Annotated in this window: 14 protein-coding genes and 1 tRNA gene; 6 read left to right on the top strand and 9 right to left on the bottom strand. The window is 77.8% G+C overall.

The window, feature by feature from the left end; all coding sequences use genetic code 11:
- Nucleotides 1-817, bottom strand: an 817-nt coding sequence (locus tag PYV61_RS10890; protein ID WP_275831289.1) for a GAF domain-containing protein, incomplete at its 3' end; no start/stop codon positions are given.
- A gap of 151 nt (nt 818-968) precedes the next feature.
- Between PYV61_RS10890 and PYV61_RS10885 the strand changes: the two genes are divergently transcribed.
- A complete protein-coding gene (locus PYV61_RS10885) occupies nt 969-2,072 on the top strand; it encodes a beta-propeller fold lactonase family protein (protein WP_275831287.1) in 1,104 nt (367 codons plus the stop codon).
- A gap of 60 nt (nt 2,073-2,132) precedes the next feature.
- Here the strand turns inward: PYV61_RS10885 and PYV61_RS10880 are convergent, their stop codons facing one another.
- The 4 genes from PYV61_RS10880 to PYV61_RS10865 all read right to left on the bottom strand — a co-directional run bounded on the left by PYV61_RS10880 (nt 2,133) and on the right by PYV61_RS10865 (nt 4,457).
- Nucleotides 2,133-2,447 (bottom strand): hypothetical protein, encoded by a 315-nt coding sequence (locus PYV61_RS10880; RefSeq protein WP_275831285.1) that lies wholly within the window; start codon nt 2,445-2,447, stop codon nt 2,133-2,135.
- A 17-nt stretch (nt 2,448-2,464) separates the two neighbouring features.
- Nucleotides 2,465-2,791 carry a hypothetical protein gene (locus PYV61_RS10875; RefSeq protein ID WP_275831283.1) on the bottom strand — a complete coding sequence of 109 codons (327 nt, stop codon included), beginning with the start codon at nt 2,789-2,791 and terminating at the stop codon, nt 2,465-2,467.
- Nucleotides 2,792-2,910: 119 nt separating this feature from the next.
- Nucleotides 2,911-3,771, bottom strand: coding sequence for an ion transporter (locus tag PYV61_RS10870; protein WP_275831281.1), 861 nt, complete (start codon nt 3,769-3,771; stop codon nt 2,911-2,913).
- Between the two features lie 53 nt (nt 3,772-3,824).
- Complete coding sequence (locus tag PYV61_RS10865; RefSeq protein ID WP_275831279.1) at nt 3,825-4,457, bottom strand: hypothetical protein; 633 nt, start codon at nt 4,455-4,457, stop codon at nt 3,825-3,827.
- Nucleotides 4,458-4,772: 315 nt separating this feature from the next.
- On the opposite strand from PYV61_RS10865, the gene PYV61_RS10860 reads away from it, so the two are divergent.
- The 3 genes from PYV61_RS10860 to PYV61_RS10850 are packed head-to-tail and all read left to right on the top strand — an operon-like array spanning nt 4,773 to nt 6,935.
- Entirely contained in the window at nt 4,773-5,234 is a 462-nt protein-coding gene (locus PYV61_RS10860) for a VOC family protein (RefSeq protein WP_275831277.1), read from the top strand.
- Between the two features lie 22 nt (nt 5,235-5,256).
- On the top strand, nt 5,257-5,670 hold the full coding sequence (locus tag PYV61_RS10855; RefSeq protein WP_275831274.1) for a YciI family protein: 414 nt from the start codon (nt 5,257-5,259) through the stop codon (nt 5,668-5,670).
- On the top strand, nt 5,667-6,935 hold the full coding sequence (locus PYV61_RS10850; RefSeq protein ID WP_275831272.1) for a sigma-70 family RNA polymerase sigma factor: 1,269 nt from the start codon (nt 5,667-5,669) through the stop codon (nt 6,933-6,935). The genes PYV61_RS10855 and PYV61_RS10850 overlap by 4 nt, the downstream gene beginning before the upstream one ends.
- On the opposite strand, the gene PYV61_RS10845 is transcribed toward PYV61_RS10850, so the two are convergent.
- A complete protein-coding gene (locus PYV61_RS10845) occupies nt 6,936-8,696 on the bottom strand; it encodes an amidohydrolase (protein WP_275831270.1) in 1,761 nt (586 codons plus the stop codon).
- A gap of 105 nt (nt 8,697-8,801) precedes the next feature.
- On the opposite strand from PYV61_RS10845, the gene PYV61_RS10840 reads away from it, so the two are divergent.
- Nucleotides 8,802-9,875, top strand: coding sequence for a hypothetical protein (locus PYV61_RS10840; protein ID WP_275831268.1), 1,074 nt, complete (start codon nt 8,802-8,804; stop codon nt 9,873-9,875).
- Nucleotides 9,876-10,076: 201 nt separating this feature from the next.
- On the opposite strand, the gene PYV61_RS10835 is transcribed toward PYV61_RS10840, so the two are convergent.
- Nucleotides 10,077-11,732: a serine hydrolase domain-containing protein gene (locus tag PYV61_RS10835; RefSeq protein ID WP_275831266.1), complete on the bottom strand. Its 1,656-nt coding sequence runs from the start codon at nt 11,730-11,732 to the stop codon at nt 10,077-10,079.
- 86 nt (nt 11,733-11,818) lie between these two features.
- Nucleotides 11,819-11,889, bottom strand: a tRNA-Cys gene (locus tag PYV61_RS10830).
- 72 nt (nt 11,890-11,961) lie between these two features.
- On the opposite strand from PYV61_RS10830, the gene PYV61_RS10825 reads away from it, so the two are divergent.
- The gene (locus tag PYV61_RS10825; protein ID WP_275831264.1) at nt 11,962-12,801 is read left to right on the top strand and encodes a phosphatase PAP2 family protein; all 840 of its coding nucleotides are present in this window, start codon (nt 11,962-11,964) and stop codon (nt 12,799-12,801) included.
- Here the strand turns inward: PYV61_RS10825 and PYV61_RS10820 are convergent.
- Nucleotides 12,756-13,217: a hypothetical protein gene (locus PYV61_RS10820; RefSeq protein WP_275831262.1), complete on the bottom strand. Its 462-nt coding sequence runs from the start codon at nt 13,215-13,217 to the stop codon at nt 12,756-12,758. The genes PYV61_RS10825 and PYV61_RS10820 overlap by 46 nt on opposite strands.
- Nucleotides 13,218-13,475 lie beyond the last annotated feature (258 nt).

Here is a 13,475-nt window from a genome sequence, read left to right as displayed (position 1 = left end):
CGCGCCGCCCGCCGGCGCCGAGCAGCACCACCTCGACGCCGACCTCGCGCGCGCCGCGCGCCGCCGCGTCGCCGATCTCGCGCGCCGCCGCGCGGTGCGAGGGCGGGAGCAGCTCGCGCAGCGTCGGCAGGCGTCCCCCGCCCTCCGACACGCCGAGCGCCGCCTGCGCCGCGCGGTTGGCGTACGTGACGCGCCCCTCGGCGTCGAGCGTGCACACCAGCTCCGTGGTGCCGTCGAGCAGCGCCTCGAACGCGGCGGTCGACTCGGCGAGCCGGCGCGTCGTCGCGCGCAGCTCCAGCTCCGCCGCCGCGGCGCCGGCGAGGTCCTCGAGGAGCGCGCGCTGCTCCGCCGTCCACGCGCGCGCCGCGCCGTCGACGGCGCACAGGCTCCCCAGCACGTGCCCGTCGCCCGTGCGCAGCGGCGCGCCGAGGTAGGCGCGCACCCCGAGCTCGTGGACCGCCGGCTCGTCGCACACCAGCGGGTGCTCGGCCGCGTCGTCGACGACCAGCGTCTCCCCCGACTCGACGACGAGGCGGCAGAGCGAGTGCGACAGCCGCGGGTCGGCCGCCGTCTCCCCCGCGCCGCCCACCGACGCGCCCACCTGCCGGTCGGCGTCGACGAGCGTGACGAGCGTCGTCGGCACGCCGAGCAGCCGCGCCGCGAGCGCGGTGAGCCGGTCGAGCGCCGGCGACGACGCCCCGTCGAGCAGCCCCGTCGCCCGCAGCGTCGCCAGCCGCGCGGGCGCGAGCCGGCGCGGCGGCGCGTGCGACGGCGGGTCCACGACCGCGGGGGCCGTGGACGGGAGGGCGCTCGACATCCGGCGTGGGGGAGGGGACCGGCGCGGGAGGGGGAGCGCCGGTCGTGCGGGGGCGTGCGGGAGGGGCGTGCGGCGGGTACCCGGAGGACGCGGGACCGCGCGCCCCGCAACCGCGATTGCCCCCCCGCGCGCCGCCGGTGAGTTTCTCGTCATGCCCCCACTCCCCGCCGTCTCCCTCCCGGCCGCGCTGCTCGCGGCCGTCGCCGCCTGCGGCGCGTGCGGCCCCCCGCGCGACGCGGCGCCCGACAGCGTGTCCGCACCCGCCGCGGCGCCCGCGGGCGAGCTGGCGTACGTGTCGAACGAGGGCTCGGGGGAGGTGTCGGTGATCGACGTCGCCGCCGACTCGGTCGTCGCGACCATCGCCGTCGGCACGCGCCCCCGCGGGATCCGCGTCACCCCCGACGGGCGGCGCGTGTTCGTCGCGCTCTCGGGCTCCCCGCGCTGCCCGCCGACGATGCCCGACGCCGAGTGCGAGAAGCTCGGCGCCGACAAGAGCAAGGACGGCATCGCCGAGATCGACGCCGCGACGCGGCGGCTGGTGCGGGTGCTCCCCGGCGGCTCGGACCCCGAGCAGTTCGACCTCACCCCCGACGGCGCGCGGCTGTTCGTGTCGAACGAGGACGTCGGCCGCGCGTCGATCGTCGACGTCGCGTCGGGCGCGGTCGCGCGCTCGGTCGACGTGGGGCGCGAGCCCGAGGGGGTGCGCCTCGCCCCCGACGCGCGGACGTTCTACGTGACGTCGGAGAGCGACGACCGCGTGACCGCCGTCGACGCCGCCGACGGCACGGTGCGCGGCGCGGTGCGGGTCGGGAAGCGCCCGCGCGACATCGCGTTCCTCGCCGACGGGCGCTTCTACGTGTCCAACGAGATGGCCGGGACGGTGTCGCTCGTCGAGCCGGCGGGCGGCGCGGAGGGCGCCGCCGCGCCGCGCGTCGCGGCGACGGTGACGCTGGCCGCCGACGCGTCGGCGATGGGGCTCGCGGTGTCGCCCGACGGCGCGCGCCTCTACGTGGCCACGGGGCGCGGCGGCGAGGTGGTCGCCGTCGACACGCGCACCAACGCGGTCGTCGGCGCGGTGAAGGTCGGCACGCGCCCGTGGGGGATCGCGCTCACGCGCGACGGCCGCAAGCTGTACGCGGCCAACGGCCCGTCGCACGACGTGAGCGTGGTCGACGTCGCGGCGATGCGGGTGGTGCGCACGATCCCCGTGGGGCAGCTGGCGTGGGGGGTGGCGGTGGGGCCGGCGCCGCAGTGACGCGGCGGGCTGCGGGCTGCGGGCTGCGGGTTCAGATCCGCAGCCCGCAGCCCGCCGCGATCACGCCTGCCGCTCCCGCGACACCGGCCCCGTCCCGTTGCCCTCCGGGTGTGCGCCATTCTCTCCTTCGTGCCGCAGCAGCGCGTCCACGTCGGCGAGCGCCTCGGCGCGCAGGCTCACCATCGGGCCGGCCACCTGGTCGAAGGCGTAGCCGACGACGGAGCGGATCAGCGCGTCCGACTGGCCGAGGCGCCGCCCCGTCTCGACGAACCGCCGCAGCGCCTCGTGCCGCCCCGCCTCGTCGAACGCCGTGAGCCTGCGCAGGTCCTCGTCGAGCTGTCCGACGGCGGTGGCGAAGGCCTCGAGCGCGGTCATCGCGGCGGGGGCGGCGTTCAGCCGCCGACGCCCGCGCGGAGCGCGGAGCGTCGGTCGAGCAGGGGGAGGCGCAGCGTCTCGCGCGCCGTGGTCGCCGCCCAGTCGCGCAGCGAGATCGCCCACACCGTGTCGCGCGCGTCGGGGTGGATCGGCAGCAGGTCCACGCTCGCCCGGACGATCGACGCCGCCGGCGCGTGCGCCGCCTCGAGGTCGCGCACGAAGGTGACGATCGCGCCGGCGGCGCGGTCGCGGTCGAACCCCTCGCCGGCGACGATCGGGCGCATCGACCGCACGTAGCGGTCTTCGGCGTCGGGGGCGGGGGCGGTGCGGAGCGGGGCGGACATGCGCGTCGGACCGTGCGGGGCGGGGGACCGGCGACGGGACTCCGTGGACGACTCCGGGAACACCAACCCCCGCCAGCAGATGCCGTGCCATGCCCGACCATAACGCGCGGGCGCGCGGCTCACGCGGTCGCGTCGGCGGCCGGGTCCCGCGGCGGCGCCTCGCGCGCGCGCCCGCAGGTCGGGCAGGCGTGTGGGTCCGCCGCCTCACCCGCGGCGCGCGCGCGCTGCAGCTCGTCCAGCCACGCCGCGCCGAGGATCGCCGTCGGCAGCGCGAAGCTCGCGATCCCCAGCACCGCCAGCAGCCCGCCGAGCAGCCGCCCGGCCGCCGTCACCGGGTACGCGTCGCCGTAGCCGACCGTGGTCACGGTCGCGACGCCCCACCACAGCGCGTCGGGGATGGTGCCGAACTTCTCGGGCTGCGCCTTGCGCTCCACGAAGTGCACGAGCGTCGAGCCGACGAGCAGCACGAACACGATCGCGCCGACGGCGACCAGCAGGTCGTCGCGCCGGCCGCGCAGGATGCGCCCCATCATCGCCGCCGCCTGCTCGACGCGCCCCACCTTGGCCACGCGCACCAGCGCCAGCAGGCGGACGAGGCGCGCCTGCCGCAGCTCCACCGGCAGGTGCGGCAGGAGCAGCGCGACCAGCGTCGCCAGGTCGAGGAGCGCGAGCGGCGTGCGCACGAAACGCAGGCGCCCCCGCCACCCGTCGGCGAACCGCGGGTCGGCGGGGGCGCTCCACACGCGCGCCGCGTACTCGACGAGGAACAGCGTCCCGACCACCACGTCGAAGGCGCGCAGCGCGCGCCCCCACCGCGCCTCGACCGACGGCACGGAGCCGACGATCAGCGCCGCCGTCGTCGCGACGATCACCAGCAGCAGCAGCCAGTAGCACGCGACGTCGAGCGGGTCGCCCGCCTGCGGCCGGCCGTCGAGGAGTCGGTGGACGCGCCGCTGGGCGCGGCTCGGGCGCTCGGGCATCGCGGCCAGTGTAGCACCGCGGCCCGAACGCCGTCAGGGCGTCGTGCCGCGCCTCAGAGGGCGGCGCGCGCCGCCTTGGCCTTCGCGGGGGCCTTGGCGGCCGCCGCCTTCGTGCCCGCGGCCTTGGCGCCCTTGGCCGGCTTCGCCGCCGGGGCGTCGTCGGCCACCACCGGGATCGCCGCCGGGACCGCGACCGCGGCGGCCGGCGCCGGGAGCGGCGCCTCGAGCAGCTGCATGCAGCGGTCGACCAGCGCGGCCGACGGGAGCACCTTCCCGTCCCCGCCCTTCCACACCCAGGCGTCGTCCGACCCCTCGACCGGGTGCAGGAGCTCCTCCGACACCGTGCGGGCGGCGTGGCCGGCGACGCGGGTCGCCCCGGGGCGCGACACCACCCCCTCCCACGAGATCACCTGCAGCTCCCCGTAGTCCGGGGTGACCGTCGCCGCCGGGAACCACGACACGCTCACCGCCCGGGCCTCGCCCTGCAGGATGCACCCGCGGGGGGTGCGGTAGCGGGTCACCGCGGGCGCCGCCGGCTCCGCGCCGCGCGCGGGGGGGCGCTCGGGGGCCAGCGCGTCGAGCAGCCGGGTCACGGCCTGCTGCACCGCCGTGCGCTGCTTGACGGTGGGCCAGACGCCCTGGCCGCCGGGGATCGCGCCGGTGGGCGCGTCGTCGATCTCGTGCACGTGGGTCCTCGCCGAACGGGTCCGACCGCGCCCCCGTCCAACGACAAAGGGCCCCCGCAAGGAGCGAGGGCCCTTCCCATCGGCGGGGGATGCGCGGAGCGCATGTGTCGCCTCACGAAAGCTACCGGACCGCGCCCCCCCCCGCCACCCGCGCGGCAGGAAAATCCGTACCGGGATTGGCCTTCCGCCGCGACGGACCGGCCCGCAGCATCCCGGCGCCCGGCCCCGGCCGCCCGTGTCGAGAACCCGGCGCCGGCTCCGACTCGGGGGTGACGGCACCCGCAGCCCCCCTCACCCCACCTCTTGGAGCACCCGATGCCCGCGATCACCCCCGCCCTCTGGTTCCGCGCCGACGCCGAGCCCGCCGCCCGGCACTACGTCGCCATCTTCCCCAACTCCCGGCTGGGCTCGGTGCTGCGCGCCGGCCCCGACGGCCCGGTCGTGGCCGTCGAGTTCGAGCTCGACGGCACCCCCTTCCTGGCGCTCAACGGACGCCCCGCCGACGGCTTCACCGACGCCCACTCCTTCCTCATCCCCTGCGACTCGCAGGAGGAGATCGACCGCTACTGGGCCGCGCTGACGGCCGACGGGGGCGCCGAGGGGCAGTGCGGGTGGTGCACCGACCGGTTCGGGGTCTCGTGGCAGGTGGCCCCGCGCCGCTTCGCCGAGCTCGTGGGCGGGCCCGACGCGGCCGCGGCCGGCCGCGCCATGCAGGCGATGATGCAGATGAAGAAGCTCGACATCGCCGCCCTCCAGCGCGCCCGCGCGGGCGCCTGACCCTCCCACCGAGACGCCGACGATGAAGTACATGCTCATGATGCACGCCCCGCGCGGCACCGCCGGCGGGCAGGACGGCGGGTGGGCGGTCGGGCAGTGGTCCCCCGACGACTTCCGCGCCCACATCGCCTTCATGTTCGACGTGAACCGCGAGCTCACCGCGGCCGGCGAGTGGGTCGACGGGCAGGGGCTGGCCGCCCCCGCCGAGGCGACGCTGGTGCGCGCGCGCCCCGACGGCACGCCCGACACCGACGGCCCGTTCGCCGAGACCAAGGAGTACCTCGCCGGCTACTGGATCGTGGACGTCGACTCGCCGGCGCGCGCGCACGCGATCGCGGCCCGCATCTCGACGGCCCCGGGCCCCGGCGGCGCGCCGCTGCGCATGCCGATCGAGGTGCGCCAGGTCATGAGCGCCCCGCCGGCGCCCGAGGCGTGAGCGACGCGCCCGACGTCGGGCACCCGCTGCGCGCGCTCCTCCGGGAGCACGCGCCGCCGGTGCCCGTCGCCGTCGAGCGGCTGCACCGCGACTTCGCCGCCGCCGAGGACGCGGTGCAGGCGGCGCTCGTCGCGGCGGCGGAGCGGTGGCCGCGCGACGGCGTCCCCGACAACCCGCGCGGCTGGCTCTACTCGGTGGCCGTGCGCCGCCTCGCCGACGCGGTCCGCCGCGAGGCCGCGCGCCGCCGCCGCGAGGACGCGGTCGGCGCCGCGGCGCTGGCCGACTGGGCGTTCGTGCCGGGGCCCGACGCCGACGTGCCGGCGGAGCGCGACGACTCGCTCGTGCTGCTCCTGATGTGCTGCCACCCCGCGCTCACGCCGCCGTCGCAGATCGCGCTCACGCTGCGCGCGGTGGGCGGGCTGACGACGGCGGAGATCGCGCGCGCCTTCCTCGTCCCCGAGGCGACGATGGCGCAGCGCATCAGCCGCGCCAAGCAGGCGATCCGCGCGTCGGGGGTCCCGTTCGCGCTCCCGGCGCCCGGCGAGCGCGGGGCGCGGCTGCGCGCGGTGCTGCACGTGCTCTACCTCGTGTTCAACGAGGGGTACGTGGCGAGCGCCGGCGACGCGCTGCACCGCGCCGACCTGGCCGACGAGGCGATCCGCCTCGCCCGCGCGCTGCGCGCCGGGCTCCCCCGCGAGCCCGAGGTCGCGGGGCTGCTGGCGCTCATGCTGCTCACCGACGCCCGCCGCGCCGCGCGCACGGGGCCGCACGGCGAGCTGGTGCCGCTCGACGCGCAGGACCGGTCGCGGTGGGACCGCGCGCGCATCGCCGAGGGGACCGCGCTGGTCGAGGACGCGATGCGCGGCACGGCCGCCGACGGCGGCCCCGGGCCGTACGCGGTGCAGGCGGCGATCGCCGCGCTGCACGACGAGGCGGCGCGCGCCGAGGACACCGACTGGCCGCAGATCCTGGCGCTGTACGAGGTGCTGCGCGCCGCCGGCGACAACCCGATGGTCGCCCTGGGCCACGCGGTCGCGACGGCGATGGTGCGCGGGCCGGCGGCGGGGCTGGCGCTGCTCGACGCGCTCGACGGCGACGCGCTGCTGCACGTCGACCACCGCTTCGACGCGGTGCGCGCCCACCTGCACGTGCGCGCCGGCGACGCGGCGCGGGCCGCGGCGCACTACCGCGCCGCCGCCGCGCGCACGGCCAGCGCGCCGGAGCGCGACTACCTGCTGCTCAAGGCGGCGCGCGTCGGCGAGTGATCAGGGAGTGAACGGCGCCGCCGCGTGCACCACACGCCCGCCGACCACGGTCATGAGGACCTTCGCGTCCTTGAGCTGCGCCGGGGGGATCGCGAACAGGTCGCGGTCGATCACCACGAAGTCGGCCAGCTTCCCCGCCGACAGCATCCCCTTGTGCGCCTCCTCCCCCTCGGCCCACGCGTTGTTGACCGTGTAGGCGCGCAGGCTCGTCTCGAGGTCGAGGCGCTGCTCGGGGAACCACCCGCCCGCCGGCTTCCCGTCGAGCGTCTGCCGCGTCACCGCGGCGTACAGCACGGTCATCGGGTTCGCGGTGTACCAGCTCGCGTTGGTCCCCGGCCAGTCGGAGCCGAACAGCAGCGGCACCCCCGCGTCGTGGAAGGTGCGGAAGGCGTACGCCCACCGCGACCGCGCGCCGATCCGCTCCTCCATCCACCGCATGTCGTCGATCGCGTGGTACGGCTGCACCTCGGCGACGACGCCGAGCCGCCGGTAGCGCTGCGCGACCGAGGCGTCGCGGATCACCTGCGAGTGGATGATGCGCCAGCGCCGCTCCTTCGGCCCGTTGGCGGCCATCACCTTCTCCATCGTCGTCAGCAGCGTGTCGATCGCCTGGTCGCCGATCGCGTGCACGTTCGCCCACCACCCGGCCGAGTCGAGGCCGAACAGCAGCCGCTCCATGTTGCCGGCCGGCTCCATCCCCGAGCCGGGGCCGCTGGTGGCGGCGGTGTTGGTGCTGTCGCGCCACTCGCCGCGCTTCCCGGAGTGCAGCTGCGGCTCGTAGAAGCGCGCGGTGGAGTTCCCCTGGATCCCGTCGACGAACCCCTTGAGCGCGCGCAGGCGCACCCAGTCGTCGCCGAAGCCGGGCGCGATCCCGGTGGCGCGCAGCTCGTCCCACTTGTCGAGCGTCGGGCGCGCGAACACGCGCACCGTCAGCTCGCCGCGCCGCCGCAGCTCGGTGTAGACGGGGAGCTGGGTCGGCGGCGTGATGTCGTGGATCGTCGTGACGCCGAGCTCCGTGAGGTGGCGCTGCGCGGCGCGCGCCTCGCGCAGCAGCTGGTCGAACGTCTTGGGCGCCACCGCGCGCCGCACGCGCGCCAGCGCGGAGTCGGCCACGCGCCCGGTCGCCCGCCCGCCCGCGCACTCGAGCCCCGGCACGGGCGCCGCGCACGACAGCCCCGCGCGCTCCAGCGCGACGCCGTTGGCGAGCCACGCGCTCCGGTCCCACCGGTTGAGCAGCACGGGGGTGGCGCCGCTCACCGAGTCGACGACCGCGCGGTCGGGGGAGAAGCGCGCGCGCGGCCGCGCGCCCGCGGCGGCCGTGCCGGCGGGGCCGGTCCCGTTGGCCGCCCAGTCCTCGTACGCGCCCCAGTCGCCGCCGGTGAGCCAGGCGCCGGGGCTCATGCGCGCGACCGCCTCCTTCACGCGCGCGGCGAACGGGCCGGGCGCGCTCACGTCGAGCAGGTTGGCGCCGATCAGCAGCGCGCCCGCCTGGTTGAAGTGCGTGTGGTCGTCGATGAACCCCGGCGTGACGAAGCGCCCGCCGGCGTCGACCACGCGCGTGCGCGGGCCGCCGTACGCCGCCACCTCGGCGTCGGTGCCGACGGCCAGCAGCCGCTCGCCGCGCACCGCCAGCGCCTGCGCGAACCGGCGGGTCGAGTCGCCCGTCCAGACGCGCGCGTTGCGGACGACGAGGTCGGCCTCCTGCGCGGCGAGCGCGCAGGGGAGGGCGAGCGTCAGGAGCGCGGGCAGGACTCGGCGCATGCGGGGCGGGGTGCGGGGGGCCGGCGGTCCGCCAATCTGCGCCTCTGACGCAGCGCGCACAAACTGACCCATGCCCGGGCGCCCCGACCCGCGCGATCGTCGCGCATGACCACGACCGAACGTCCGACCTACCTCGCCCGCTACCTCGCCGGCGAGCACGAGGCGGTGTGGCGCGAGCTGGCAGCCCTCGGCCCCGCGGTGCGCGCCCCCGCGGTGCGCGACGACGCGCGCGCGGTGGCGCGCGAGACCATGGCGCGCGTGCGGCGCAACGTCGAGCGCGTCGTCCCGCGGCTGCGCGCGATGGGCTACGACTTCGCGCACCCCGCGCAGGCGCACGTGCCGCCGACGCCGGCGCTCGCGGCGCGCCTCGACGCGCTGGAGGCGCAGGCGGGGCCGCTGCCGCTGGCGGTGCGCGCGTTCTACGACACGGTGGGCTCGGTCTGCCTCATGGGCGCGCACCCGCGCCTCAGCGCGTACGCGCCGACGCCCGACCTCGGCCGCATGATGGGGATCGTCGGCGGCGCGCTCGCGGCGCACCCCGCGCCCGCGGCGTCCGCCCCGCCCCCCGCCCCACCGGCGCTCCCGCCGGAGCTGGCGGCGTTCGCGGAGCGGCTGAACCCGGGCGCGCTCGGCCGGCTCGGCGACGTGATGGCGACCGCGCGCGCATTGATGGAGCGCGCGATGCAGACGCAGCGCGAGACCGACCGGATGATCGAGCAGGGCGGCGACCCCTCGCCGCTGCTGCAGGCGAACCTCGCGCTCGCCGGGTCGCTGCAGGCGCGGCTCGCCGCCCCGCGCCCGGACGGCGCGCGCGACGACGCCCCGGCGTCGGACCCGCTCGTGGTGTGGGCGCCCGAGGACGACGACCCCGAGGCCTTCCGCGAGTTCGGCGACCCCGACGACCCCGACGCGCGCGACGAGGAGGGGTGGACGGGGCGCTACGTCCTCGACATCGCCCCGGACGCCTGCCACAAGGCCAACACGAGCGGCGGCGGCCCGTATCAGATCGCCTTCCCCGACCCGGGCGCCGACGCGCCGGTGCTGGAGCTGGGCGCACCGTCGTTCGTGGCGTACCTGCGCGACTGCTTCCGCTGGGGCGGGTTCCCGGGGCTGGCCGAGCTGCCGGACCCGCCGCGCGAGGAGCTGCGGGTGCTGACCGAGGGGCTCGAGCCGTTCTGAGGGCGGGGACGGCGCCGGGCGGCACGGCGCTCGCACCACGCGCGGCCCCCGGCGCGCGCGGCCGCGCCGCGCGACGTCACCCGCGACGCGACCCGCCCGCAGCACCCATGGCCTCTCCCCGCGACAAGAAGCGCCTCGGCGCCCGCGACGTCCTGGGCATCCTCGTGCTCTTCGCGCTGATCGTCGTGCTCTTCACCTTCGTCACCGGCTGAGGACGCGCACGAACGCCACGCCCCGCGCGCGCGGGTGGCTGATCGCGAACCCGGTCACCCGTCCGCCCGTGCGCGCGAACTCGACGGTGTACTGCCCGCTCACGAACCCGTCGGGGAAGACGGGGCGCGCGACGAGCCCGGGCGCCGCGCCGGCGCGCAGCGTGAGCGTCGAGTCGCCCGCCTCCACGCGGTAGGTCGCGTCGAGCTCCGCGCTCGCGTAGGTGCCGGCGTACGCGGCGAGCGCGCGCCGGTCGAGCGCGGGGGCGGCCGGGGCGCGCCACGCGAACGCGTCGGCCCGCCGCCCCGGGACGAGCCAGCGCACGCGGTACCCGGGGCGCGCGCCCGCGCCGAAGTCCAGCTCGAGCGGGACGCCGACCTGGCGCGCGCGGCGCGGGCCGTGCGCCTCGAAGCGCGCGCCGCCGCTGCGGTCGGTGTAGAGGACGCCGTCGCGCACCGTCAGCTCCGCGACCTGGCGCGTGGTCGGCTCGAAGTACACGCCGGCCCACGCCAGCGCGGCCCGCGCGTCGCCCGGTGCGTCGCCCGACGCGGCCGCCGCGCCCGGCGTCGCCGCCGGCCCGGGGCCGAGGTAGAGCGAGGCCACCGTGCGGCCGAGTCCCACCGGGTCGAGCGCCGCGGCGTTGCACAGCAGGGCGACCGAGACGCCGCGGTCGAGCCAGCGTCCGAGGTACGCGCGGAACCCCGGATCGCGCCCCTCGTGCTCGGCGACGCGCCACCCGCGGTCGCGCACCAGCGACAGCCCGAGCCCGTACGTCGTCGTGTCGCCGGTGGACAGCACGGCGGGCGTCTGCATGCGGCGCACGAGCGCCGTGTCGCCGACCGCGGGGCGGTCGAGGTTGTCGGCCCACCGCAGCAGGTCGCCGACCGTCGTCTGGAGGTTCGTCGACCCCACCACGTCGAAGTTCGGCGTGCTCACGCGCCACCCGGCGCCGCGCCGCGCGTAGCCGACCGCGCGCCCGGGGACGAGCGCGGCCACGTCGTCGCGCACGTGCGTGCGGCGCATCCCCAGCGGGGCGAACAGCCGCTCGGCCGCGAACGCCGCGAACGGGCGCCCCGAGATCCGCTCGACGATGCGCGCCGCGAGCAGGTAGCCGGTGTTGCTGTACCCGTACTCGGCGCCGGGCGCGAAGTTCGGGGCCCGCTGCCGCGCGAGCATCGCCAGCGCGTCGGCCTGCGTGATCCGGTCCTCCTCGAACCGCCCGCGGGCGAGGATCGCGAGCTCGAAGACGTCGCGCAGCCCGGCCGTGTGCGTGAGCAGCTGGCGGATCGTGGCGTCGCCGGCGGACGCGGGGAGGTCGGGGAGGTGGCGCCGCGCCGGGTCGTCGAGCGACAGCCTCCCCTCCTGCTCGAGCAGCAGCACGGCCAGCGCGGTGACCGACTTGGCGAGCGAGGCGGCGTGCACCACCGTGGCCGGCGCCATCGCGACGCCCGACTCCAGGTCGGCCATGCCGTACGCGCGCTCGAGCACCACGCGCCCGCGGTCGGACACGCCGACCGCGCAGCCGGGGCGATCGGTGCCGCGCCACCGATCGAACAGCGAATCGACCCGCGCGGCGAACGCGGCCGGCTGGGCCGACGCGAGCGCCGGCACGGCGGCCGCCGCGGCGAGAAGCGGGAATCGTCTCACCGCCCTGGGACAGTGCGCGCCCGCCCAGGGTTTACGACGACGGCCCGTCCGCCGGGTGGGGCGGACGGGCCGTCGGGTCACGCGAGAGGCACCGGTCGGAATCGAACCGACGATGGGAGATTTGCAGTCTCCAGCCTTACCACTTGGCGACGGTGCCGGGCCAGACAAATTCGCCCGCCTCACCCCCGCCACACAACCCCTGGCATTCCCCCTGCCTCCACCGGCGGCGATGTCCGACCCCGTCCCGCCGACCGAGCGCCGAGCGCCCCGCCGCACCCCGCCCCACGGGCTGATCGCGGGCGCCGTGCGGCTGTCGCGCGCCCGCTTCCACGACCTGCGCGCCGCCCTCGGCCTGGTCGTCCTCGGCGGCGCCGCGCTCGCCGCCTGCTTCGGCGTCGCCTTCGCGTGGGTCGCGCACCGCGTGCGCGCCGGCTCCACCCAGGCGTTCGACGAGGCGGCGCTGCGGTGGGTCGCCGCACACCAGATCGGGTGGCTCGAGGCGGCGATGCTGGAGCTGACCTTCCTCGGCACCGCCACCGTCGTCCTCACCATCGCCGGCGTCGCGGCGCTCTTCCTGGCCCTCACCCGCCAGCGCACCGCCGCCGCCGTCCTCCTCTGGTCGACGCTCGGCGCGATCCTGCTCAACAACGTCCTCAAGTCGGCCTTCGACCGCCCGCGCCCGACGCTGTTCGAGTGGGGGACGCAGGTGCGCACCACGTCGTTCCCGTCGGGGCACGCGATGAGCGCGGCCGCGATCTACGCCACCGTCGCCTTCCTCGCCGCGCGGCTCGCCCACCGCCCCCGCGTGCGGGCGGCGATCTACGCCACCTCGGCGGTGCTCATCGTGCTCGTCGCCGCCAGCCGCGTGTACCTCGGCGTCCACTACCCCACCGACGTCGCCGCCGGGCTGCTGGTCGGGTTCGCGTGGGCCGCCTTCTGCGCCGCCGCCCTCGAGGCCGGGCAGCAGCTGTCGGCGCGCCGCCGCGGCGACCCGCGCTCGGGTCCCGCCCCCCACCCCGCGGCTCAGGACCCGGCGGCCAGCATGCGGTCGAAGGTGCGCTCGAAGTAGGACGCCTCGTCGGCGGCGGCGCCGTCGGCCTCCAGCCACCCCGGGTCGGCGCGCCACCGCGCCACCGCGCGCCCCAGCGCCGCCTCGTGCTCCACGAAGAGGCGCGTCAGCTCGTCGGCGCGGTCGCGCACCAGCGAGTCGCCGGCCCGCGAGTCCTCGTCGGTGCGCGCGGTGATCTCGTCGACCAGCTCGCGCACCGTCGTCACGCTCCCCTGCGCCAGCACGAGCATGGCGAGGGTGGCGCGGGGGGAGAGGTCGCCGTCGAGGCAGCGCAGCAGGGCGCGCCGCGCCGCCTCGGGGGCCACGTCGCGCGTGAGGCGGGCCACCAGCTCCGCCTCCAGCCCCTCGCGCCCCGGCTGGTCGCGCCGCAGGGTGCGCCGGGCGGGGTGGCCCGACTCCGGAAAGGGGGAGGTCATGGCGGGGTCCGCGCGCACGGTGCGTGCCGCGCGGGCCGGGCGCGGCGCGCGGCGTGCGCCCGGACGCGCGCGGGGCCCGGACGGCGGATCGCCGTCCGGGCCCCGCACCCCGCGCTCCCGGGCTCAGAAGCCCTGCAGCGCGTCGTCGTCGTCGTCGAACGGGATCAGGCGGGCCGGGTCGGCCGGGACCGGCGCCTGCGCGCGCACCGGGGTCGGGCGCGCCAAGTCGGATCGTAGCCATGTCGTTCTGTGAGCCAA

This window comes from Roseisolibacter sp. H3M3-2 (assembly GCF_029211165.1).
Classification (GTDB): Bacteria; Gemmatimonadota; Gemmatimonadetes; order Gemmatimonadales; family Gemmatimonadaceae; genus Roseisolibacter.
The sequence above is the reverse complement of the archived record's forward strand: the minus strand, read 5'-3'. Positions and strand labels throughout refer to the sequence as shown.

Bases quoted from the DNA above. Each gene is read 5' to 3' on its own strand.
- PYV61_RS10825 (WP_275831264.1), top strand. From the start codon at position 11,962: ATGTCCGACCCCGTCCCGCCGACCGAGCGCCGAGCGCCCCGCCGCACC.
- PYV61_RS10855 (WP_275831274.1), top strand. From the start codon at position 5,257: ATGAAGTACATGCTCATGATGCACGCCCCGCGCGGCACCGCCGGCGGG.
- PYV61_RS10885 (WP_275831287.1), top strand. From the start codon at position 969: ATGCCCCCACTCCCCGCCGTCTCCCTCCCGGCCGCGCTGCTCGCGGCC.
- PYV61_RS10845 (WP_275831270.1), bottom strand. From the start codon at position 8,696: ATGCGCCGAGTCCTGCCCGCGCTCCTGACGCTCGCCCTCCCCTGCGCG.
- PYV61_RS10870 (WP_275831281.1), bottom strand. From the start codon at position 3,771: ATGCCCGAGCGCCCGAGCCGCGCCCAGCGGCGCGTCCACCGACTCCTC.
- PYV61_RS10875 (WP_275831283.1), bottom strand. From the start codon at position 2,791: ATGTCCGCCCCGCTCCGCACCGCCCCCGCCCCCGACGCCGAAGACCGC.
- PYV61_RS10840 (WP_275831268.1), top strand. From the start codon at position 8,802: ATGACCACGACCGAACGTCCGACCTACCTCGCCCGCTACCTCGCCGGC.
- PYV61_RS10880 (WP_275831285.1), bottom strand. From the start codon at position 2,447: ATGACCGCGCTCGAGGCCTTCGCCACCGCCGTCGGACAGCTCGACGAG.
- PYV61_RS10860 (WP_275831277.1), top strand. From the start codon at position 4,773: ATGCCCGCGATCACCCCCGCCCTCTGGTTCCGCGCCGACGCCGAGCCC.
- PYV61_RS10820 (WP_275831262.1), bottom strand. From the start codon at position 13,217: ATGACCTCCCCCTTTCCGGAGTCGGGCCACCCCGCCCGGCGCACCCTG.